The organism is Nonomuraea sp. B12E4, from assembly GCF_039871825.1.
In the GTDB taxonomy this organism is placed as follows: domain Bacteria; phylum Actinomycetota; class Actinomycetes; order Streptosporangiales; family Streptosporangiaceae; genus Nonomuraea.
Genome location: NZ_JBDPME010000024.1, coordinates 22,771 through 43,795 on the forward strand (window position 1 = coordinate 22,771; position 21,025 = coordinate 43,795).

The following is a 21,025-nucleotide window of genomic DNA, read 5'->3' on the forward strand; positions in this document are numbered from 1 at the left end:
CCATGCCTGTTCTGGTGGTCGACGGCGGCGACAAGCTCTGCGTGCAGTTGCTCATCGAGCTGCGCGGCCACGTACGCGCCGCCGGGCCGGGGGCGGTGATCCACCTGATCGCCGCCGATCCCGCGGCGCCGGTGGACCTGCCCGCGTGGTGCCACATGACCGGGCACACCTACCTCGGGCCGGTGCCGGGGGCAGATCGGGCCACGTACGCGCTGCGCGTGGCCGAGGGCGCCAAGGAGACGGACGAGACGAGGCCCTGGCACTCGGCTTAACTGGTTAATACCATAACTGGATGGCAACGCTCCGGCCCAGTGAAAGTGGCCTACAGTAGGGGAGTTATCCGGTTCAGGAGAGGGAGTCCGTGAAGCGACCGACGATCGCCGACATCGCCACCCGGGCGGGAGTTTCCAAGGTGGCGGTCTCCTACGCGCTCAACGGGCAACCGGGGGTGTCGGAGGCGACGCGGGCCAGGATCGTCGCCATCGCCGACGAGATCGGCTGGCGGCCCAACAGCGCGGCGCGGGCGCTCAACGGCGCCAGGGCCAACTGCGTCGGGCTCGCCCTCTGCCGGCCCGCCCGCATCCTGGGCGTCGAGCCGTTCTTCATGGAGCTGATCAGCGGCATCGAGGGCGTGCTCGCCGACCGCTCATACGCGCTGCTGCTCCAGGTCGTCACCAGCCACCAGCAGGAGAGCGAGGTCTACCGGCGCTGGTGGGGCGAGAGCCGCATCGACGGGGTGTTCCTGGTGGACCTGCACTACTCCGACACCCGGGTGACCGAGCTGGAGCGGCTCGGCATGCCGGTCGTGGTCATCGGCCATCCCTCGGAGTCGGGCACGCTGTCGGCCGTCTGGTCCGACGACGGCCAGGCCGTCCGCGAGACCGTGAGCTACCTGGTGGCGCTCGGCCACCACCGCATCGCCCGGGTGGCCGGCCTGCCCGGGCTGGTCCACACGGCCGTACGCGACCAGGCGTTCGCCCAGGCGTGCGAGGGCCTGGCCGAGCACGTCACCGTGCACACCGACTACACCGGCGAGGAGGGTGCCCGGGCCACCCGGCGGCTGCTCAGCTCGCCCGACCGGCCCACGGCCATCGTCTACGACAACGACATCATGGCCGTGGCGGGCCTGTCGGTGGCCCAGGAGATGCGGGTCGAGGTGCCGGCCGACCTGTCCATCGTGGCCTGGGACGATTCCCCGCTGGCCCAGGTCGTCCGGCCGCCGCTCACGGCGCTCACCCGCGACATCCCCGCCTACGGGGCGCACGCCGCGCAGCGCCTGCTCGCCTTGATCTCCGGCGAGAGCGTGCCCCCCTTCGAGGACCGGGCGGCCTCGCTGACCCCGCGCGGCAGCACGGGACCGGCTCGTTCCCACACGTAGCCCCCGGCGAGCTCTCACCCGGGGAGCGAGTCTTCGGACACGCCGCGAACGTATGCCCGCGCCTGCGGAATGACCCTGGCCGGGACCCTCGTGCCACCGGCACGTGCCGCGGGGCGGGGTCCGCGCGGCTGGCAGACCGCCCGTCCCGACCCACGGCACGTGCCGTCCCCTCCTCCGCGGCACGTTCCAGGAGCCGCTCGCGTCCCCCACGCAGAGGCGGCTCCTACCGTGACTGAGTGCGAAGGGGGCGCCCCGAGTACCTCGATACCGAAAGAAATTGAGAAATCTGCCGGATTCATGGCCCGGGCGCCCGGTTGCCCCGGCCAACGGGTGACGGCCAGACCCGCATCGTCAAGCCGGCCGCGCCGGCGCCGGTCCTGGAGGGGTTCTTCTGATGAGGTTTCGCACCACGATCGAGCTCGGCGGCAAGACGGCCACGGGCTTCGAGGTCCCGGCCGAGGTCGTCACGGACCTGGGACCGGCAAGCGGCCCGCCGTGACGGTCACGATCAACTCCTTCACCTACCGCAGCACGGTGGCGGTCATGGGCGGTCACTTCATGCTGCCCCTGAGCGCGGAGAACCGCCGGGGGGCCGAGGTCGCGGCCGGGGACGAGGTGGAGGTGTCCGTCGAGCTCGACACCGCCCCCCGGGAGGTCGCCGTCCCCGCGGACCCGGCAGCGCCGCATCGTCGACACGATCGCCAAACTCGCCGACGGGACAGCCTGACGCCGTACCCTGAGCCGACACCCTCTGCGCGGCCTGGCACCACGGCCGGAACAGAAGCCCAGGCCACCCGCCCGGGGCGAGTACTCGCGGTGCGTAACGGTGGACATGACGGGTACACGGGCGATATGGCTGAGGGCTTCGAAACCGACATGCTGTGGGACGAGTTTCACCGGACGGTCAACATGAGCTCCGACGAGCTGCGGTCCTTCCTGCTGACCGACGCCTCCGCCGAGGAGGGGTTCCCGCCGGACCCGGACCTGGGCATCGACGAGCTGGGCCGTGGGGTGCTGCACGTCCTGAGCAAGCGGAAGGGCGACCTCACCACGGGCGATCTCGCGGTGATGCGCCAGGTCGTGGAGCTCGTGAAGACGATGGGCGACATGACCGACGACGACTCGCGGCGCGAGCTCATGATCGTGGGCCACGACCCGCTGAGAGGATAGTCATGGTGGAGCCGGGCCCATGGATCGACGGTTACGTACGAGCGTGGAACTCCAACGATCCCGACGAGATCGCCGCCCTGTTCACCGAGGGGGCCGTCTACTACACCGAGCCGTACAGCTCGCCCTGGCAGGGACGGGACGATATCGTCGCCAGGTGGCTGGAACGGAAGGACAAGCCTGGCGAGGCCACGTTCGAGTGGCATCCGGTGAGCGTGGCGGACGACGTGAGCGTTATCCAGGGGGTCACGACATATCCGGACAAAACGTACAGTAACCTGTGGGTTATCCGGTTCGTATCCGACGGGCGATGCCGGGAATTCACCGAATGGTGGATGCGACACGACGCAAAGTGATGCAATGGGCCGAGCCGTCTTCACCCGAGGAGATCCATTGAGAGACAATCTCGACCTCGCTGCCAGTGCCCAGGAGCTGGCCGACGCCGCACCTACGGGATCGATCGACCGTGCCGCCGCCTCCTCAGTGGCCATCACGCTTGCTACGACCCGTGACATCAGCGCCGCCAGGAAGACGCTCGACGGAGTCACGCCACAAGAGGTACGCGAAGCCGCGGTAGCGCTGTTCGACCGGCTCTCCGCGGGCTGACCCCCCAACCGACGGCCATCTCCGGCCGGGCATGACCATGCGCCCCGAGCGCCGCCACGACAGGGCCGCGTGACCGGGACCCCCGTGGCGCCCCCGGTAGCCTCGGCGCGAATGGGACGGCGTTAGCGAAACTGCGTTGGCGGGCGGCGCCCCGCCGAGCGGTGGATCAACGATCAAGCGGCACATCGCCTACTACCAGGCCACAGCGTGGTGTCGGCCCGGACCTGCGTGGTGTCGGCGGGCCCTGCGTGGCGCGGACGGGCCCGCACCGCACGGACGTGTTCTCTGCGGCTCGGATTGCCCGCGTAACGTGGCAAAGCCCGCGTTCACCGCGCGGTGCGTTTCCCGCTCATACCTGAGCCGCCTCTCCGCTACCTGAGCGCCGCACCGACAGCGTCCGGGATCGCCATCCGGGCGGCCGGGATCGCCCCCCGCCGACCACCTCGGCGACCGCCGCAGCGGTGCCGGTGGTGATGGCCGCGTCCGAGCGAGAGTTAGGCGCTCCCCTGATCAGGGCTGTCGGCAGCCCGGCGGTGAAGTCCAAGGCCCAGCCTGAACGACGTGCAGCTCAGTGAGCGTGCGAGCCGCAACTCGCCAACGACCCCGCCTCCCACGGCCGACCCCATCCGGCCAGCCGACCATCGCAACGATCAGCAACCGCCGCTCGTCGTGGGCTGGAGTCCATGTCGGGTTGGAGGGGTCGCGGGCTGGGTCCGGCGGACGGGGTCTTGGGGTGTAAAAGAGGGTCCCTTGGGGTGGTTGCGGACTTTGGTTAGTAAACCCGGTGTCAGTGCACCAAAAGGCTCTTGAGACCCTTGATGAACCCATGGTCGGCCGTGCCGGCCCTTGTCCCCTCCTTCGAAAGGATCTCGATGTCGAACGATGCTTCCTCGATTGCGGTGGCCGCGACTCGGAGCCGGACGGTGAACATCCTGCTTGGCCTGGCTCTTCTGCTGATGCTGGTGGACATCGTGACCGCGGAGGCGGGTGGTTGGGCCAGTGCGCAGTTCGTGGTGGGGGCAGTGGCGTTGATCCCTTTGGCCTTCGTCATCGGGGAGGCCACGGAGCGGCTGGCGGAACATACCGGCCCGGTGGTCGGTGGCCTGCTCAATGCGACCATGGGGAACGCGCCGGAATTGATGGTGTCGTTGTTCGCGGTGGCGGGTGGATTGTTCACGGTCGTGCGGGCGTCCTTGGTGGGATCTGTGGTGAGCAACCTGCTGCTGGTGCTGGGCACCTCGATGGTGTTCGCTCCGAGGGGGCGGGTGACGCGGTCCTCGGTGGTGGGGGCGCTGGGGCAGGTGGCCTTCGCGGTGGTGCTGTTCGCCGGGATGGCCGTTCACTACGGGTGGCGGCAAAGCGGACAGCAGGCATCGGGGTTCGACCTGCCGTTGTGCGCGATCCTGCTGGTGCTGTACGTCGTGGTGACGGCCCGGTCGGTGCGCGCGGCCGTCCTGGAGCAACGGAAGAACCGTGAGGCCGCCGACGCCGAGGAGCCGTCGTGGTCGGTGCGCAAGGGACTGTTGTATCTGGTGCTGGCGACGGCCGCGACGGTCGTGGTCACGCATGTGGTGACCGACACGATCGAGGCGTTCGCCAAGTCGAGCGGGCTGGGGTTGTTCTTCACCTCGGCGGTGGTCGTGGCGCTGGTGGGGAACGCGGCCGAGCACGGCGGCGCGGTGGTGGTCGCGGCGCGCGGGAACCGGGATCTGGCGTTGGAGATCTCGCTCAGCTCGTCGGCGCAGGTGGCGGTCTTCGTGCTCCCGGTGGTGGCGTTGCTGTCGGCGACTTTTGATCCGTTGCCGATGGCGTTCGAGCCGGTCGAGATCATCAGCCTGGCGATCGCGGTGGCGCTTCCGGCGCTGGTCCTGGGGCGCGGGTTGTCGAGCCGGGTACGGGGCGGCATCCTGCTGGTGGGATACGTGGTGCTGGCCGGCTTCTATTTCGTGGCCGGCTGAGGCGACCTCGGCCGGCGCGGGTTCGCTCGTCCTCACCCCTGGCTGACGTGGCCCGGCTGTCCTGTCCCCGCGTCAACGCGGGGTGACCGGTGGATGGCCGCCGAGCCGGGTCTGGACGCCGTGGCGGGCGTGGTCGGCCGCACGCGGGTCGTGGTGGAGTTGGAGGGTGTGGTTCAGCGCCATGAGCAGCCCCATGAGTTCGAACACGAGCTGGCCGGGATCCGTACCCGCCGGCAGGTCACCGGCCTCCACGGCCCGCCCCGCCTCCTTGCGCAACCGCCCGAGCCAGGCGTCGAACCGGCTCTCGACCGCGTCCCGCACCGGCCCCGGCCTGCCGTCGAACTCGTGCGCCGCGGCCACGAAGAAGCACCCACCGGGAAAGACCGCGCGTTCGAGGTAGGAGATCCACGTCTCGCACAACGCCCGCAGCCTGGTCAGGCCGGGCGTGATGGTCACGACGGGCACCCAGACCTCGGTACGGAAGATCTCGCCCGCGCGGTCGAGTGCGGCCAGTTGCAGGGCCTCCTTCGAGCCGAAGTGGCCGATTACGCCTGCCTTGCTCATGCCCAGCTCGGTGGCCAGCCGGCCGATGGTCAGCCCTTCGAGGCCCTCGGCGGAGGCGATGGCGACCGAGCGGTCGAGGATGGCCGAACGGGTGCCGCGCGCCTCGGCGACAGATCGACGCGGGCTCACCGGATCACTCCGCCGGCCGCCCGGCACCCTCCGGCCGCCCGAATCGAGGGACGCCCTCCCGCCACCCGAGTGGTGCCACACCGTCCGATCACCCCACGAGCATGGCAGCGGCCGTGGCGGCTGAGGCGGTGTGATGACGTGGCGTTGGGGACAGGCATGAGGCCAGTTTAGCGTCCGAACGTTCGGTTGCTATAGTGCGACGCCATGAATGGATCACGACTTGTCGCCATGGGTCACTACCAACCCGCCAAGGTCCTGACCAACGATGATCTGGCGGTGATGGTGGACACCAGCGACGAGTGGATCACCAGGCGGGTCGGCATCCGTACCAGGCATGTGGCCGAGGCCGACGAGAGCGTGGCCGACCTGGCCGGGCACGCGGCCGCCAAGGCGCTGGCCAACAGCGACCTGGACCCGACCGACATCGACCTCGTGCTGATCGCCACCTGCACGCAGACCGAGCGCGCCCCCAACGTCGCCTCCCGCGTCGCGGCCAGGCTGGGCGTGCCGCGCGCCGCCGTGACGGACGTCGGCGTGTCGTGCTCCGGGTTCACCCACGCCCTGGCCATGGCCGACCACGCGATCCGGGCAGGAGCGGCCACGAACGCCCTGGTCGTGGGCGCGGAGAAGATGACGGCGGTCACCGACTGGACCGACCGGACCACGTGCGTGCTCACCGGCGACGGCGCCGGGGCGGCCGTGGTGAGTGCGGCGCCCGAGGCGGCGATCGGTCCCGTCGTGTGGGGTTCGGCGCCGGAGCTGGGCTCGGCCGTACGGATCGAGGGCACCCCGACCCGCTTCTCCCAGGACGGGCAGAGCGTCTACCGCTGGGCCACCACCCAGATCCCGGCGCTCGCCCGCCAGGCGTGCGAGCGCGGCGGCGTCACCCCCGGGGAACTGGCCGCGGTGGTGCTGCACCAGGCGAACCTGCGCATCATCGAGCCCATCGCCGACAAGCTGGGCGCGGTCAACGCGATCATCGCACGTGACGTGGAGGTGTCGGGGAACACCTCGGCCGCCAGCGTGCCGCTGGCCCTGTCGAAGCTGCTGGAGCAGGGCAGGATACCGGCCGGGGCGCCGATGCTGCTCTTCGCCTTCGGCGGCAACCTGTCCTACGCCGGGATGGTCGTACGCTGCCCCTGACCGTGCTCGGCCAGCACGGCCCGCATGTCGGCGACGGCCCGCAGCGTGCCGCGTACCGTGCCCGTGACCTTGGAACGCCCGGCCCGCGGGAGATAGCTGACGTCGACTTCGGCGACGCGCCATCCCGCGGCGGCGGCCCGCAGCACCATCTCCAGCGGATAACCGAACCGCCGGTCGGTCAGCCCCAGGCCGACCAGCGCGGTGCGGCGGCACGCCCGCATCGGCCCCAGATCCCGCACCGCCACCCCGGCGCCGCGCCGCAGCCGCCGGGCCAGCACGGCGTTCCCCAGCCGCGCGTGCAGCGGCCAGGCCCCGCGCTCCGCGGGCACCCGACGCCCCAGCACCAGCTCCGACTCCCCCGCGACCACGGGGTCGGCGACGAGCGGGAGCTGACGCGGATCAAGGGAGGCGTCGGCGTCCATGAAGCAGATGACCTCCGCGGCGCCATCGGCGGCCCAGCGAGCATCGGCGGCGAGCAGCCCGGCATGGCAGGCGGCCCCGAACCCGCGCCGGGGCTCGCGCACGACGAGCGCCCCATGGGCGGCGGCCACCCGATCGGAGCCGTCGGTGGAGCCGTTGTCGACCACGATGGGGCGGTAACCGTCCGGCATCCGCTCCAGCACCCAGGGCAGCGCCTCGGCCTCGTTCAGGCAGGGCAACACGACATCGATCACCCATCAGACGCTAGAGCCCGCAGCCCCGCTCAACCCTTACGAACCCGTGACCATGCCCGTGGATCGCCCCGATACCCGGCCGCCCACAGGCCGCCTCCCGCCGCCCGTTCCTGCCGGCGGCTCGCGCGGCGGGCGCGCGCGGTGTCAGATGGACTTCGACCTGGGGTCCCCAGGCTGCCCGATCGGCTCTAGGAGGCGAACTCCTTGATGCCGTCCTCGAAGCGGATCTCCGCGGTGAAGCCCAGCTCCGTGGCCGCTCGGGCCGGGGAGGCGACGATGTGGCGGACGTCTCCGAGCCGGTAGTCGCCCGTCGTCACCGGACGCGGTCCTCCGGTCTGCGTCGCCAGGGCCGCTGCCAGGTCTCCCACCGTGTGCGGGGTGCCGCTGGCGATGTTGTACGCCACCAGCGCCCCCGGCGTTCCCGCCCCGAGAGCGAGGGCGTTGGCCCTGGCCACGTCCCGTACGTGGATGAAGTCCCGTTGCTGGGCGCCGTCCTCGAAGACCCGGGGCGCCCGGCCCGCCAGCAGCGAGGACAGGAAGATGGAGGCCACCCCGGCGTAGGGGGTGTCCCGTGGCATGCCGGGGCCGTAGACGTTGTGGTAGCGCAGGGCCACGGCGGTGCCGCCGGTTTCCCTGGCCCAGTTCGCCGCCAGGTGTTCCTGGGTAAGCTTGGTGGTGGCATACGCGTTGCGGGGGTCGAGTGGGGCGTCCTCGTCTATGACCGAGGGGGACAGGACGCTGTCACAGTGCGGGCATCTCGGGTCGAACAGGCCCCGCTCCAGGTCGTCGGTCCGCCTCAGGCCCGGGCGTACGCGGTCGTGACGCGGGCAGTCGTAGGCGCCCTCGCCGTAGACGACCATGGAGGAGGCCAGCACCAGCCGGCCCACTCCGTGCCTGGCCATGGCGGCCAGCAGGGTCGCGGTGCCGTAGGCGTTGACCGAGGCGTAGTCGGGCAGGTCGGCCACGTTCACGCCGAGGCCGACCTTGGCGGCCTGGTGCACGACGGCGTCGACGCCCGGCAGGAGACGGTCGAGGGCCTCGGGATCGCGGACGTCCACGCCCGTGCGGAGGTCGGCGGTGACCATCTCGTGGTCGAGCGCCTCCGCTATGTGGCTGCCGATGAAGCCCGCCGAGCCGGTGAGGAACACGCGCATGCCCCGATCCAACACCGGCCCGCCCTCTACGGATCTTACGAAGCGGGAACGCCGCTCCCCGTCGGTTCGGGAGATGTTGCGCGCGGGAGCCGGGCCAAGAATCTGCAGGCTTGCCAGGCGCGGACACCTTGGACGGGCCGCCGCGGGCCGTCGCTCCTGCCGACGGGCTCCACGACGCGGAAGCCGACGCCCCGCAGGCCAGTTCGATGGCCAACGTTAATCCTGTCGGCCCCGAGCCGACGACAAGCACGTGTGTCATGAGGACGACGATGCCCGGGACCACTGCCAGATCGCTGTCAGCCGCTTCCAAGGCCGAACTTCCGGTTTGGCCGCCGATGCGCCAAGGTAAGGGCAACCTTTATCGCTAAGTGAGGAGACCTGTGGCCAACCCTGGCACCCTAGACACTCAGGGTAGCGATTTCGCACGACTGTCCCGCACAATCACGGACGCCGGCCTTCTGGACCGGCGTCCCTTGTATTATGCGGTGCGGCTCAGCATCCTCACCGCCGTCTACCTCGGCGGCTGGACGCTGTTCGTCTGGCTGGGTGACTCGTGGCTGCAACTGCTCGTCGCGGCCGGGATGGCCGTCCTCTTCGCGCAGTTCGGCTTTTTCGCCCACGACCTCGGCCACCGGCAGGTCTTCAGGACCCGCCGGCCGAGCGACGTGGCGGGCCTGCTCATCGGCAACCTCGGCATCGGTCTCGGCTGGGGTTGGTGGACGACCAAGCACAACCGGCACCACGCCAACCCGAACCACGAGGACCACGACCCCGACGTCTCACCGGCCGTGATCGTCTGGTCCACGGATCAGGCCAGCAAAAGCCAGGGATTGCCGCGATTTATCGCAAAATATCAGGCCTTCTGGTTCTTCCCCCTACTCACCCTGGAGGCGTGGCACCTGCACATCGCCAGCGTCAAGGCGCTGCTCCAGCCGTCGGCCAAGCGCCCCGGCCTGGAGCTGGCGCTGCTGGCGACGCACTTCGTGCTCTACTTCGGCCTCATCCTCGCCGTGCTGCCGCTCGGCAAGGCGCTGCTGTTCCTGGTCGTGCACCAGGGGCTGTTCGGGGTGTATCTCGGGTGCACGTTCGCGCCCAACCACAAGGGCATGCCCATCCTCACCAAGGACGACAAGCTGGACTTCCTGCGCAAGCAGGTGCTGACCTCGCGCAACGTGCGGGGCGGCTGGTTCACCGACGTGGCGCTCGGCCAGCTCAACTACCAGATCGAGCACCACCTGTTCCCCAACATGCCGGCCCCCAACCTGCGCAGGGCGCAGCCGATCGTCGAGCGGTATTGCGCCGAGATCGGCGTCAGCTACCTGCAGACGGGGCTCGTCGAGTCGTACGGGCAGGCCCTGCGCCACCTGCACGAGGTCGGCGCCGGCCTGCGCTGAGAGGCTCTCACCCCTCTTCCTCGAGTCGCCGCCGCAGCCGGTCGCGGCGGCGCTCGAGCTCGGCGATCAGTTCCTCCTGTTCGTCGGCCTGGCTGATCATGGCCGAGATCTCCACCTGGTCGGTCACGCCCATGTCGCGCATCTGGTCGCGCATTTCCCGGTTTTCCCGCCGCAACCGGTCTAGGTCCTCTTCGACCTGCCGGAGCTCATCCTTTGTGCTCATTCACCGGCTCTACCCAGCACCGCCGGTGGGCTATCGCGGGGGCCGGGGGGCGTGCCCGGTCAGAAGAGGGGTACGCCGTCGCGGGTCAGCTTCCAGTTGGACTCGGCGAAGTCCGCGGGGTCGATGGTGCCCTTGGCGGTGGCGTACTCGATCAGTGCCTGGCGGATCTCCACCTGCGCGTTGTAGACCACCTCGGCCCCGGTGACGTGCGGGAATCCGCCGCCGCCCGACTGGCGGTAGTTGTTGATCGCGACCACGAACTGCTTGTCCGCCGGGACCGGCGCGCCCTCGTAGGTCAGGTTAGCGATCCGCTGGCCGGCCGGCTTGGCCACGTCCACGTCGTAGGAGACGCCGGAGAGCTGGTCGTAGTTGTAGTCGGGGGTGTTGCCGGCGTTGGTCAGCTTGGAGACGTCCACCGGGTCGCCCGGGTTGAGCTGGTTGAAGTACCTGGCGGAGTATTCCAGGTAGTCCTTGATCTGAGCGCCGGTCAGCTTGACCGCCAGGAGCGTGTTGTCGTACACGTAGAGCCCGGCCACGTCCCGCACCCGGATGTCGCCGGCGGGGAAGACGGCGGAGCGGCTGAACGGCGCGGCGATCGACAGCACCGGCAGTGTGTTGTCCGGCAGGGCCTGCTTGACCGTGTCCACCTGGACACGCTGGATGTAGTCCAGGATGGGCGTGTCCTTGTACGGCGACTCGGCCGCCCGCAGATCCTGCGCCGACTTGGCCACGACCTTGTTGACGTAGCCCACGGTGGTGTCGTGCTGCGGCTTGAGCAGCCGGACGATCTTCGGATCCTCCTGGACCGTGTTCGTGTTGAGCGTGGTGGCGGACCTGCCCGTCACGACCCACTCGCCGCGCTGCTTGGTGAGCTGGAAGTCCAGCCGCGACAGGCGGTTGCCCCACCGGCCGGGCTCGGTGAGCAGCACCTGCTTCCCGGTGACCTTGTTGGTGACGAACCGCTGCGGCACGTCGTTGTGCGCGTGCCCGAACAGCACCGCGTCGATGCCCGGCACCTGCTCGGCCACCATCGCCGAGGCGTTCTCGACCGGCAGCTCGCTGCCGTAGGAGGACATGCCGTCGTCGCCCGCGTGCGCGGTCACCACGACCACGTCCACGCCCTGTGCGCGGATGACCGGCACCCACTTCCTCGCCGACTCCACCAGATCGGTGAAGCGCAGCCGGCCCTCGACGTTCGCCTTGTCCCAGATGGCCACGCCGGGGTTGGTCAGGCCCAGCACGCCCACCCTGATCGGCTTCTCGCCCTTGACCTTCATGGATTTGATCACGTACGGCTGGTACGCCGGCCGCCCGGACTGCTCATAGACCGCGTTCGCGCCCAGCACCGGGGCCTTCATCTGCTTGATCCAGGTGGCCAGCAGCGGCAGGCCGTAGTTGAACTCGTGGTTGCCCAGGGTCACGGCGTCGTACCCGATGGCGTTCATGGCCCTGGCCATCGGGTGGATCTGGCCGGTCTCGGTGATCGGCTCCACCTTGGCGTAGTAGTACGCCAGCGGAGTGCCCTGGATGGTGTCCCCCGAGTCGAACAGCAGCGTGTGGTCCGCCCCGCGCTCCGCCCTGATCTTGTTGACCAGCGACGAGACCTTGGCCAGGCCGATGCTGTTGCCGGCGCCGTCGGTGTAGGCGGCGTCCTTGTAGTAGTCCCAGTTGAGGGCGTTGCTGTGGAGGTCCGAGGAGCCCATCACGGTGATGGTGACGGTCTTGGACTTCGCGGCCTGAGCCGGGGGTGACACCAGGGCCAGCACGCACAAGGCGGTGGCCCCGGTGAGGCCGAGTTTCTTGGGTTGCATGAAACTGCAGAGTAACCCGGACAAATTAATCGTTGGTTACTTCTCAGCGGCCGATGGGCTTGTCCGGTCACTGGGCCTTGATCGAGGCGTCCTCCGGAGGCATCTCCGGGGGCGCGGCGCGCAGCCAGCGGCAGTCGTGCGGGCCCAGCGGCACTCGCGGCGTGGCGAGGGCCTGACGGGCCGCCTTTCGTATGGTACGAGTCCGAGACACGCCGTACACGGCCAACCACCCGTCGCATCCGGCTCAGCGGTCAGAAAGCACCGCCTGCCGGGCCCTCAGCGCGATCTCCAGCTCGAACCGGATGTCCGGATCGGTGAGCTGGTCACCGTACAGCTCTTCGAGCTGCCGCAGCCGGTAACGCACGGTCTGCGGATGCACGTGCAGCCTGGCCGCCACCTCGCCCGCGCCCCGGCCGTGCCGCAGCCAGGCCAGCAGCGTCTCCGCCAGCCGGTCCTGCTGCGCCGGGCGCAGGTGGGCCAGGGGCGCCAGCCGCACCTCCGCCAGCGCGCTGACCAGCTCCTCGTCCTTGAAGACCACCAGCGTGGCCAGGTGCTCCTCGCACCGCAGCAGCCCGCCGGGCAGGACCCCCCGCCGGGACAGCTCCAGCGCCTCCCATGCCCACCGCAGGGAGGTCGCCGCCGCGGCCAGCGCCACGGCGGGCCCGATCGCGGCCCGCCGCCCACGCAGCGAGTACTCCAGCGACTGGGACCGGCCGGGCCCGGCGGGGTCGGGCACCAGCAGGCACGGCACCGGCCGCGCCAGGCCGGCGAGCACGTCGGGCGGCAGCGCCGGAGCGCGGCGGGCGCCGTTCGGGTCGTCCAGCGCCACGCACGCCACCGTCCGCGGCAACCGCCACCCGGCGGCCCTGGCCAGGTCGGCGACGGCCGCCGGGGCGGCGGGCGGGTGGGTCAGGATCAGGTCGAGCAGGCGGTCGCGGCGGCGGCCGATCTCGCCGGCGGCATGCGCCCTGGCCTGCTGGTAGCCCTCGGCCGCCGCGTCGGCGAGCTGGTCGAGGTGGACGAAGATGGCCTCGCCCAGGTCGTACAGGGACTGCGGGGACAGCCCGAGCGGGCCCGCGAGCTCGGTGAGCCGCCGCCAGCCCACTCGGGCGCCGAGCCGCATCGCGGCCTGCAGCGGCTCCAGGTCGCGGCCCTCGGCCGCCTCCCCCTTGCCGATCAAGCGGAACGGCTCGGGGTTCCAGGGGGTGTCCGGGTGCTCGACGCGGTCGACGAAACCCGTGACGGCCTGCTCCACCGCCCTCGTGACGGCCTTGAGGTAGAGCCCGTCCGACGGCCGGGCGTATTCGGGGATCCGGGTCTGGATCTCCTTGACCACCTCGTCGGTGACCTGGCCGACGCCTGACCTGAGCGTCCGTACGATGTCCGCGGGGGCACGGCTCTCGCTGCTGTCACTCTCGATGGCCATCGTCCCTCCTGCCGCCGTTGTGACCCGGCGACAAGAGGATACGGAGCAAGGGCTTGGTTTTTGTCACTTCTGGAGGAAGACGCCGAACTCCTCCTTGTCGATCAAGCCGTCACCGTCCCGGTCGAGCTTGCGCACGCCTTCCTGCGCGGCTTCGAGAGTCACCGGCTGGCCGAGCACCTCCATCAGCCGTACCAGCTCGACGGCGGAGATGCGGCCGTCCTTGTCGGCGTCGATCAGGTCGAAGGTGGTCGCGTATTCGCTCATGAGTCGCCCTTCCGCGAATCCGTTCAGGACCTGTACGAGACAGGCCAGAAGGCATATTTCGCGCGAAGACTATCGGCTCGCGCCCCGGCGCACCTTGATTGTGCCCGAGAAGAATCGGTGGCCGGGATGTCATTCACGCGGCCTGGCGCAGCGCCGTGACGAACGCGCTCACCTGCGGCCTGGTGTCTCCCTCCCGCCAGGCGATGGCCAGCTCCCCGGGCGGCAGCCCGGTCACCGGCCGGTAGGTCATTCCCGGGCGGCCGTAGAGCGCGGCGTTCCCCTCGGTCACCAGCACCACGCCGAGCCCGCCCGTCAGGGCCTCGAACACCACGTCGGGCGTGTTGGCGACGCTTCCGATGACCGGCTCGTCGTCGCGAGCGTCGAGTCCGAGCCAGTAGTCCCGCAGCGGCCCCGCGGCGGCGGGCAACGCGATGAACGGCTCATCCCGCAGCTCCGCGAACGGCACCTCCGCCAGCTCCGCCAGCCGATGGCCGTCCGGCATGGCCACCCCCCGGCGCTCTCGAACCAGCACGTGAGTGCTCAGCCCCGGCGGCACCGGCAACCAGATGAACGCCACGTCGGACGACCCGTCGGCCAGCCCGCCGCTGGGGTCGTCCCACCCGACCAGCCGCAACGACACCTCCCACCCGGGCATCGACTCCCGGAAGCGCCGCAGGGCCTCATGCTGCAACCCCCGGCCCACGGCCGTCTGCATCCCGATCACCAGCGTCCCGGAGGGCGCCGCCGCCCGCGCCGACTCCAGTCCGCCGGTCCAGCGTTCGAGCAGGTCGCGGGCGACCGGCAGCAGCGCCTCGCCCTGCTGGGTGAGCGTCACCCCGCTGGGCACCCGCTCGAACAGCCCGAAGCCGAGCTGCCGTTCCAGCGCCCGGAGTTGCTTGGACAGCGCCGGCTGCGACACGAACAGGCGCTCGGCGGCCCGCGTCACGTTGAGCTCCTCGGCCACGGCGACGAAATACCGCAAATCACGCAGATGCACGTCCATAGCCATCGGTTATAGCAAGAGGTCTTGGACTCCGCACGGATGGGGCGGCAAGCTCCCACCCATGAAGACACGCGAACTTGGCAGCCTGCGGGTCCCCGCCATCGGTTTCGGCGCCATGGTGCTCTCGCCCGGCGTGTACGGCGATATCGACGACACCCGAGCGGAAGCCGCGCTCAAGGCGGCGCTGGACGCGGGCGGCACCCATGTGGACACCAGCGACGCCTACGGAGCGAACGGTCACAACGAGCGCCTGGTCGGCCGCGCCATCAAGGGCCGCAGGGACGAGGTGGTGCTCGCCACGAAGTTCGGCCTGGCCATCCCGGAGGGCGAGCCGAGCCGGGCCCACCCGGTGGGCTACGCCTTCAACGAGCTGCGGGTGAACGCGGAACCCCGCCTGATCCGCGGCTACGCGGAGCGCAGCCTGCGCAACCTGGACACCGACGTGATCGACCTCTACTACGCCCACTATCCGGACCCGGGAGTGCCGATCGAGGACACCGTCGGGGCCATGGCCGAGCTGGTGCGGGACGGCCTGATCAGGCACGTGGGCCTGTCCAACGTGACGGCGGCCCAGCTCAGGGCGGCACACGCCGCGCATCCCGTCTCGGCCGTGCAGAACGAGTGGTCGATGTGGCGCCCGCTGGACCCCGACCTGCTGGCCACCGCCCGGGAGCTGGGCGTGGGGATCGTGGCCTGGAGCCCGCTGGGCAACGGTTTCCTGACGGGCACCGTACAGTCGCTGGGCGAGGGCGACTTCCGGCACAACGCCCCGCGCTTCTCCGCGGAGAACCTGTCGGCCAACAACGACCGCTATGCCCCGATCAGGACCCTGGCCGCCACCCTGGGCATCTCGCCGGCCCAGCTCGCGCTGGCCTGGCTGCTGCACCAGGACGAGCACGTGGCGACCATCCCGGGCAGCCGCACCCCGGCCCACATCACGGAGAACCTGGACGCCGCCGACCTCACCCTGCACCCCGACACGCTGGCCAGGGTCGACGAGGCCCTCTCCGGCATCGAAGTGACGGGCGGGACTCTGCTCTGAAAGGCAGGGCCGCCCCGGCCCGGTGGTGGCACGGGGCGGCCCGCTCGCGCCGGCCGGAACGCGCTCCCGGCCTGTGCGCTTCTGCTTGAAGACCCCACCCCGAGGCTTCGAAAGTCTCACGCACCGGGCACCGGGGCAACGGCCGGGCAGCGCCGCCACAGGACCCTGACGACGAGGTGACCCGGCCCCGCCCGAGGTCCCACGAAAACCGAAAGGGCCCCCGCGCTTGGCTGCGCGGAGGCCCTTTCGGTACGGCTGCGACGTCTGACGTGCACCTGAGCCGGTCAGACGGCGTGATCCGGCGGATCAGGCGGCGTGGAGGTACACCTGGCCGAAGACCTCGGACAGATTCTTCAGGTCGGTGGCCACGTCCACCTCGGGGTTGGCCGGGTCGTAGATGGTGGCCAGGCGGGGACGGATCGTGCCGAGCTTCTTGAGCTGGTCCCAGGTGGTGCTGGCGGCCCACTTCTCGCCGTACACGCGGCTGACCTGGCCCTGGTCGTTCTGCCAGCGGGACCACAGGGTGACGGTCTCGGCGGCGTCCTCCTGGAGCGGCATCGCGATGCGGTCGCTGATGGCCTTGGTGGCCTGCTCCTCGGTGAGCTGGGCGGTCCCGGCGGTGGCGAAGGAGGCGTCCTCGTACGCGATCTGGCCGTAGGCGTCCCAGGCGCGGGCGCGGACCTCGATCGACTGGTTGCGCTGGGCCTCGGCGGCGTCGATCTGCCAGGTGGCGTACTCGGTGGCCAGGCGGCCGCTGTCCAGCGAGAGCTGGTCGATGAGGCCGCTGGTCAGCCAGGCGCCGACGCGCTCGGGGTCGAGCAGCGGATACTTCTTGGTCATCTCGGTCTTGCAGGCGTCGTTGCCGCCGCAGCCGAGCGCCGGGACCACCGTGTGCACGGCCAGCTTCTTGCCCGGCACGAGGGTGTGCAGCGCGGTCGTGGCCTCGGTGACGAACTTGTCGATCTCGTCGGCCGTGGTGAACGTCTGGTTGTACCCGAGCTGCGAGGAGAACCTGATCCCGACGACCCCGGGCTGGGTGGCGGCCAGCGCGGCGACCTTCTTGGCGGCCTCCTGCAGGGTGCCCGCCTTGTAGTCGTCGGCGAGCTCGGTCTCGATCCAGACGCGCATGCCGGTCTGGGCGCCGGCCTGGGTGGCCTGGCCGGCCGGGGTCTTCTCGGCGGCGGCCCGGTCGGCGGCGCTGATGCCGTGGCCGTCCACGTAGCACTGCTCGCCGTTCTGGCACTCGGGCGTGCCGCCGTCCTCGGCACCCGGCACGTCCGGCGCGCCGACGTCATGAATCTCGCCGTCGCCCTCGGAGTCGGTGGGGCACTGGTCACCGGGCTGGTCACAGGTGAACTCGAGGCGGTCCGGCGGGCCGGAGTCGATCATGTTCTGACCGTCGTCGTTGAGCCAGAAGGCCGCGATCTCCAGGGCCTCCTCGGGGGTGGCCATCCACCGGCAGACCACGTACGACGGGGTGCCGGCCGGCAATTGGTCGTTGCAGCTGCGGGGGTCGTCCTCCGACCACGCTGGAACGCCTATGCCCAGGAGTGAGAGGGCGAGTCCGATGACGAAGATCTGCCGCAGTCGCTTTCGCATGGGCCTACTTCCCGGGGGTGATCGTGGGCATACCGCACAATATCCGGACGATCAAGAACGTTCAATGCGATCCGTGACTTGTTCACGCCGTCCTCAACAACCAGTCGCCCCGCCTGTCGCACAACGTTTCCAAACCCGTCGAACGCCGGCCACCCGGCCGTTACACCGAACGCCCACCCGTAAAGCCTCCCTCCTCCAGAACCCCAGAATTCAACGCATACCTTTCGAAAAGCGGAACCTTCAATCGTCCACCTCGACCCACACCCACCCGCTGCCACCAGGCCCCGGCCGCACAGCCCTGGCCCGCCCTTCAGCCACCTTCACCCACCCCATCCGCTCACCCTCGCCAACCTCCCCGGCGTCGAGGGGCCCGGTCGCCTCGACGGGCTCGACCGACTCGGCCCGCTCGTACCTGGCGGCCATCGGCACGGGATCGGTGTCCACGCCGAAAACAACCGGCCACCCATCGCCACCCACCACCCACCCCGCACTCGCCGCAAGACGGCGCCGCCCCCCACCGACGTCCCCACCCACCGAGCCGGCACCCGGAAAAGCGCCACCGCCGGCATCCGTCGCCGACGCGCCCTGGAAAGCGGCGGCGGCGAGCAGCATCGCCACCATGGCCAGGGACAGCATCAGGGCCGGCCACGGCAGGCCGGCGAGCAGGCTCTCACGGGTGTCGACCTGGGTGGCGGCGGGTCCGCCGACCACCACCCGGCGCACGTTCGGCTCCGGTGGCATGGACCGGATCAACCTCACCAGGGCCGGGGCGGCCTCCGTGGTGGATTCGTGCCGGACCGCCAGCCGCACCGCGCCGTTGGCCTGCGAGAGCCCGGTCACCCGCACACCCGTCACTTGGGGCAGCCTCTCCAGCCGCGCCACCAAGGGCCGGACGTCGGCCGCGGTGACGCGGGTGACGGCGCTGATCGGCGTGTATCCCTGCCCGAGCGGGCCGGGGGTGGCGGGGCGGGTGGTGAAGGACCGTTCGACCAGGACGTGTACGTCGATCGGGGCCATGACGCCCGGGGTGAAGTCACGCTCCACGGTCTCCGCCACCTGGCGGCTCTCCGCGGCGGCGGGAAGCGCCCGGTGGCCGGAGCTCCCGAAGGTGACCCGGGTCAGGGGGAACGCCAGCACCAGCAGGACCACGACCACCACGACCGCATACGGCAGCGGCCGCCGGGGCACGCTGGAGGCGACAGCGTGCCCGCCCCCGGCGGTACGTCCGGCCGTCGCCATCGTCCGCACCACGGCCTGCTCGCCGCCGGCCCCGCCCCGGAGTTCCGCCCGGAACGCCCTGAGCATGAAGAGCGAATAGTCGACGGCCAGCCCGAACCCGAGCAGCACGACCACATACCAGGAGAGGTCAGTGGTCGGCCGGAGCCACGCCAGCGCACCGAGCACGGCCACCGCCCCGACGACCAGCGGCAGAACGGCCGCCACCAAGCTCCCGGACACCAGCACGAGCAGCACCAGCAACACCGGCGCCGCGACCGCCGCGACCCGGGCCAGGTCGGCGGCGGTCCGGTCGTCGAGCTCCGCCGCCAACGGCACCGGCCCGCCGACCGCGACCCGCAGGTTCTCGACGTCCCTGAGCCGGGCCTCGATCGCCGCGTAGCCCTCCCGCTTGGCCTGGGGCCCGCCGCGCAGCGTGACCAGCGCGTACGTGGAACGCCCGTCCCGCGACACCATCTCCTTGGCCCCGCCGGTCCAGTACGTCACCACCTCCCGCACATACGACCCCGGTAACCGCCGCAACGAGTCGTGCACCGCCCGCCTGTACCGCGGGTCCCGGACCCTGACGGTCGGATGCCGGTAGAGGACGACCACGTCCGCGGCGCCGCCGTACCAGGTCTCGGACCAGCGCGCGGCGGTCGCGGAGTCGGTGCGCGGGTCCTCGGGACCACCGCCCGCACCCTGCCCGGGCGGCCCCGCGACCAGCGGCGCGGCGAGCACGGCGGCCGCCAGGGTCAGCGCCGACAGCGTCCACCGACCGCGATGGACCAGGCGCCCAACGAACTCGAACAAGGGCTCGCGGTCCCCTCGCCGACAGCAGGGAACTAGCAAATTACGGGAGACAGCCGGGCGATTCTTGCCAAACATCCTCACATTCCGCGTTCAGTCTTATCAGCTCAGTGACAACAGCGGGCGGAATATAGGCGACAATGAGCGAGCGGGAACGGCAGAATAACGGGGTTTGACTGCTTATTAAGGGGCCGCGACCGTGCACAGCTTCCTGGGCGACCTGCGACTGCTCCGGGACCGCCGCTTCGCGCTCCTGCTGACAGCGCGGACGATCTCCGTCCTGGGCAGCGCGTTCGCGCCTGTCGCGCTGGCCTTCGGCATCCTCAACCTGCCCGGGGCGACCGCCTCCACGTTGTCCATCGTGCTCACCGCCGAGTCGGTGCCCATGATCGTGTTCATGCTGGCCGGCGGCGTGCTCGCGGACCGGCTGCCGCGGCAGCGGGTGATGATGGTGGGCGAGTTCCTGATGACGGCGGGGTTCCTCGCGCTGGCGATCATGCTGCTCGTCGGCTGGACCCCGCTTCCGGCGCTGGCCGCCGCGGCGGCGCTGAGCGGGGTGGCCACGGCGGTCACGTTCCCCGCGCTGACCGGGATCATCCCCGAGGTCGTGCCCACCGACCGGCTACAGACCGGGAACGCGCTGCTCGGCCTGGGCGCGAACGCCTCCCGCGTGGCCGGCGCCGTGCTCGGCGGGGCCACGGTGGTGCTGTTCGGCGGGGGCTGGGCGCTGGCGGTGAGCGCCGCGATGTTCGCGGTGGCGGGCGTGCTGATCGCGATGTTGCGGATGCCGCCGGGCGATCGGAGCGCGGCCGGGCGGCGCTCTGTCCTGGCCGACCTGCGCGAGGGGTGGCGGGAGTTCCGGTCGCGGCAGTGGATCTGGGTGGTGGTGGCGCAGTTCTCGCTGCTGGTCATGGCCGTCCAGGCCGGGCACGGCGTGCTCGGGCCGCTGCTGGCCAAGGAGTCGCTGGGCGGCCCGGCGGCCTGGTCGGCGTTCCTGGCGGGCGAGGCCGCCGGGACGATCGCCGGGGTGCTGGTCTCCATGCGGCTGCGGCCGAGCCGGCCGATCCTGGTGGCGGTGCTGGTGTGCCTGCCGGCGGCGCTGCCGTACGTGCTGCTCGGGGTGAGCGCGCCGCTCTGGGGGATCGTCGCCGGGGCCTTCGTGGCGGGCGTGTGCTACGACGTGTTCGGGGTGCTGTGGCAGACGGCGATGCAGCGCGAGGTTCCGGCCGAGTCCCTGTCGCGGGTCAGCTCGTACGACGTGCTCGGGTCGATGATGTTCGGGCCGATCGGGCTGCTGCTGGCGGGGCCGGCGGCGAGCGTGTTCGGCACCCGGGAGGCGCTGCTCGGATGCGCGGTCCTCGTCATGCTGCCCACGCTCGCCGCGCTGCTGTCGCCGGGGGTGCGCGACCTGCGCGCGCCCCGGCTCGAACCCGCCTCAAGCTGACGTCAGCTTCCCGGCCGTAAA

The 21,025-nt window shown here is 70.7% G+C and carries 20 protein-coding genes; 10 read left to right on the forward strand and 10 right to left on the reverse strand.

Features of this window, described 5'->3' with window-relative positions; all coding sequences use genetic code 11:
- The first annotated feature begins 2 nt into the window (after nucleotides 1–2).
- The 6 genes from ABGB18_RS37220 to ABGB18_RS37245 all read left to right on the forward strand — a co-directional run bounded on the left by ABGB18_RS37220 (nucleotide 3) and on the right by ABGB18_RS37245 (nucleotide 5,109).
- Nucleotides 3–272 (forward strand): sulfurtransferase TusA family protein, encoded by a 270-nt coding sequence (locus ABGB18_RS37220; protein ID WP_347700364.1) that lies wholly within the window; start codon nucleotides 3–5, stop codon nucleotides 270–272.
- An 89-nt stretch (nucleotides 273–361) separates the two neighbouring features.
- Entirely contained in the window at nucleotides 362–1,378 is a 1,017-nt protein-coding gene (locus tag ABGB18_RS37225; RefSeq protein WP_347700365.1) for a LacI family DNA-binding transcriptional regulator, read from the forward strand.
- Between the two features lie 495 nt (nucleotides 1,379–1,873).
- Nucleotides 1,874–2,548: a DUF3140 domain-containing protein gene (locus ABGB18_RS37230; protein WP_347700366.1), complete on the forward strand. Its 675-nt coding sequence runs from the start codon at nucleotides 1,874–1,876 to the stop codon at nucleotides 2,546–2,548.
- 2 nt (nucleotides 2,549–2,550) lie between these two features.
- Nucleotides 2,551–2,901: a nuclear transport factor 2 family protein gene (locus tag ABGB18_RS37235; protein WP_347700367.1), complete on the forward strand. Its 351-nt coding sequence runs from the start codon at nucleotides 2,551–2,553 to the stop codon at nucleotides 2,899–2,901.
- Between the two features lie 37 nt (nucleotides 2,902–2,938).
- Entirely contained in the window at nucleotides 2,939–3,151 is a 213-nt protein-coding gene (locus ABGB18_RS37240) for a hypothetical protein (protein ID WP_347700368.1), read from the forward strand.
- A 923-nt stretch (nucleotides 3,152–4,074) separates the two neighbouring features.
- On the forward strand, nucleotides 4,075–5,109 hold the full coding sequence (locus ABGB18_RS37245; protein WP_347700369.1) for a hypothetical protein: 1,035 nt from the start codon (nucleotides 4,075–4,077) through the stop codon (nucleotides 5,107–5,109).
- Between the two features lie 72 nt (nucleotides 5,110–5,181).
- Here the strand turns inward: ABGB18_RS37245 and ABGB18_RS37250 are convergent, their stop codons facing one another.
- A complete protein-coding gene (locus ABGB18_RS37250; protein WP_347700370.1) occupies nucleotides 5,182–5,802 on the reverse strand; it encodes a TetR/AcrR family transcriptional regulator in 621 nt (206 codons plus the stop codon).
- A gap of 204 nt (nucleotides 5,803–6,006) precedes the next feature.
- On the opposite strand from ABGB18_RS37250, the gene ABGB18_RS37255 reads away from it, so the two are divergent.
- Complete coding sequence (locus tag ABGB18_RS37255) at nucleotides 6,007–6,945, forward strand: beta-ketoacyl-ACP synthase III (RefSeq protein ID WP_347700371.1); 939 nt, start codon at nucleotides 6,007–6,009, stop codon at nucleotides 6,943–6,945.
- Here the strand turns inward: ABGB18_RS37255 and ABGB18_RS37260 are convergent.
- The gene (locus ABGB18_RS37260) at nucleotides 6,915–7,619 is read right to left on the reverse strand and encodes a glycosyltransferase family 2 protein (RefSeq protein WP_347700372.1); all 705 of its coding nucleotides are present in this window, start codon (nucleotides 7,617–7,619) and stop codon (nucleotides 6,915–6,917) included. The genes ABGB18_RS37255 and ABGB18_RS37260 overlap by 31 nt on opposite strands.
- A 188-nt stretch (nucleotides 7,620–7,807) precedes the next feature.
- Nucleotides 7,808–8,773: an NAD-dependent epimerase/dehydratase family protein gene (locus ABGB18_RS37265; RefSeq protein WP_347700373.1), complete on the reverse strand. Its 966-nt coding sequence runs from the start codon at nucleotides 8,771–8,773 to the stop codon at nucleotides 7,808–7,810.
- A gap of 458 nt (nucleotides 8,774–9,231) precedes the next feature.
- Here ABGB18_RS37265 and ABGB18_RS37270 point away from each other — a divergent pair, with 458 nt between their 5' ends.
- The gene (locus ABGB18_RS37270; RefSeq protein WP_347700466.1) at nucleotides 9,232–10,167 is read left to right on the forward strand and encodes an acyl-CoA desaturase; all 936 of its coding nucleotides are present in this window, start codon (nucleotides 9,232–9,234) and stop codon (nucleotides 10,165–10,167) included.
- Between the two features lie 7 nt (nucleotides 10,168–10,174).
- Here ABGB18_RS37270 and ABGB18_RS37275 read toward each other — a convergent pair whose 3' ends face one another.
- The 5 genes from ABGB18_RS37275 to ABGB18_RS37295 all read right to left on the reverse strand — a co-directional run bounded on the left by ABGB18_RS37275 (nucleotide 10,175) and on the right by ABGB18_RS37295 (nucleotide 14,894).
- Nucleotides 10,175–10,390, reverse strand: a complete 216-nt coding sequence (locus tag ABGB18_RS37275) for a hypothetical protein (protein WP_347700374.1) — start codon at nucleotides 10,388–10,390, stop codon at nucleotides 10,175–10,177.
- Nucleotides 10,391–10,449: 59 nt separating this feature from the next.
- The gene (locus tag ABGB18_RS37280; protein ID WP_347700375.1) at nucleotides 10,450–12,201 is read right to left on the reverse strand and encodes a 5'-nucleotidase C-terminal domain-containing protein; all 1,752 of its coding nucleotides are present in this window, start codon (nucleotides 12,199–12,201) and stop codon (nucleotides 10,450–10,452) included.
- A 244-nt stretch (nucleotides 12,202–12,445) separates the two neighbouring features.
- Entirely contained in the window at nucleotides 12,446–13,627 is a 1,182-nt protein-coding gene (locus ABGB18_RS37285) for a helix-turn-helix domain-containing protein (RefSeq protein WP_347700376.1), read from the reverse strand.
- A 63-nt stretch (nucleotides 13,628–13,690) separates the two neighbouring features.
- Nucleotides 13,691–13,891 carry an EF-hand domain-containing protein gene (locus tag ABGB18_RS37290; RefSeq protein WP_347700377.1) on the reverse strand — a complete coding sequence of 67 codons (201 nt, stop codon included), beginning with the start codon at nucleotides 13,889–13,891 and terminating at the stop codon, nucleotides 13,691–13,693.
- Nucleotides 13,892–14,024: 133 nt separating this feature from the next.
- Entirely contained in the window at nucleotides 14,025–14,894 is an 870-nt protein-coding gene (locus ABGB18_RS37295) for a LysR family transcriptional regulator (RefSeq protein ID WP_347700378.1), read from the reverse strand.
- A 61-nt stretch (nucleotides 14,895–14,955) separates the two neighbouring features.
- Here ABGB18_RS37295 and ABGB18_RS37300 point away from each other — a divergent pair, with 61 nt between their 5' ends.
- Complete coding sequence (locus ABGB18_RS37300) at nucleotides 14,956–15,936, forward strand: aldo/keto reductase (RefSeq protein WP_347700379.1); 981 nt, start codon at nucleotides 14,956–14,958, stop codon at nucleotides 15,934–15,936.
- A gap of 306 nt (nucleotides 15,937–16,242) precedes the next feature.
- Here the strand turns inward: ABGB18_RS37300 and ABGB18_RS37305 are convergent, their stop codons facing one another.
- The gene (locus ABGB18_RS37305) at nucleotides 16,243–17,535 is read right to left on the reverse strand and encodes a hypothetical protein (protein WP_347700380.1); all 1,293 of its coding nucleotides are present in this window, start codon (nucleotides 17,533–17,535) and stop codon (nucleotides 16,243–16,245) included.
- Nucleotides 17,536–17,775: 240 nt separating this feature from the next.
- Nucleotides 17,776–19,563: an MMPL family transporter gene (locus tag ABGB18_RS37310; RefSeq protein ID WP_347700381.1), complete on the reverse strand. Its 1,788-nt coding sequence runs from the start codon at nucleotides 19,561–19,563 to the stop codon at nucleotides 17,776–17,778.
- Nucleotides 19,564–19,759: 196 nt separating this feature from the next.
- Between ABGB18_RS37310 and ABGB18_RS37315 the strand changes: the two genes are divergently transcribed.
- On the forward strand, nucleotides 19,760–21,004 hold the full coding sequence (locus ABGB18_RS37315) for an MFS transporter (protein WP_347700382.1): 1,245 nt from the start codon (nucleotides 19,760–19,762) through the stop codon (nucleotides 21,002–21,004).
- Nucleotides 21,005–21,025: the final 21 nt, after the last annotated feature.

Coding starts and splice junctions, on each gene's coding strand:
- ABGB18_RS37275 (WP_347700374.1), bottom strand. CDS start 10,390: ATGAGCACAAAGGATGAGCTCCGGCAGGTCGAAGAGGACCTAGACCGG.
- ABGB18_RS37255 (WP_347700371.1), top strand. CDS start 6,007: ATGAATGGATCACGACTTGTCGCCATGGGTCACTACCAACCCGCCAAG.
- ABGB18_RS37265 (WP_347700373.1), bottom strand. CDS start 8,773: ATGCGCGTGTTCCTCACCGGCTCGGCGGGCTTCATCGGCAGCCACATA.
- ABGB18_RS37220 (WP_347700364.1), top strand. CDS start 3: ATGCCTGTTCTGGTGGTCGACGGCGGCGACAAGCTCTGCGTGCAGTTG.
- ABGB18_RS37295 (WP_347700378.1), bottom strand. CDS start 14,894: ATGGACGTGCATCTGCGTGATTTGCGGTATTTCGTCGCCGTGGCCGAG.
- ABGB18_RS37285 (WP_347700376.1), bottom strand. CDS start 13,627: ATGGCCATCGAGAGTGACAGCAGCGAGAGCCGTGCCCCCGCGGACATC.
- ABGB18_RS37305 (WP_347700380.1), bottom strand. CDS start 17,535: ATGCGAAAGCGACTGCGGCAGATCTTCGTCATCGGACTCGCCCTCTCA.
- ABGB18_RS37280 (WP_347700375.1), bottom strand. CDS start 12,201: ATGCAACCCAAGAAACTCGGCCTCACCGGGGCCACCGCCTTGTGCGTG.
- ABGB18_RS37300 (WP_347700379.1), top strand. CDS start 14,956: ATGAAGACACGCGAACTTGGCAGCCTGCGGGTCCCCGCCATCGGTTTC.
- ABGB18_RS37235 (WP_347700367.1), top strand. CDS start 2,551: ATGGTGGAGCCGGGCCCATGGATCGACGGTTACGTACGAGCGTGGAAC.
- ABGB18_RS37290 (WP_347700377.1), bottom strand. CDS start 13,891: ATGAGCGAATACGCGACCACCTTCGACCTGATCGACGCCGACAAGGAC.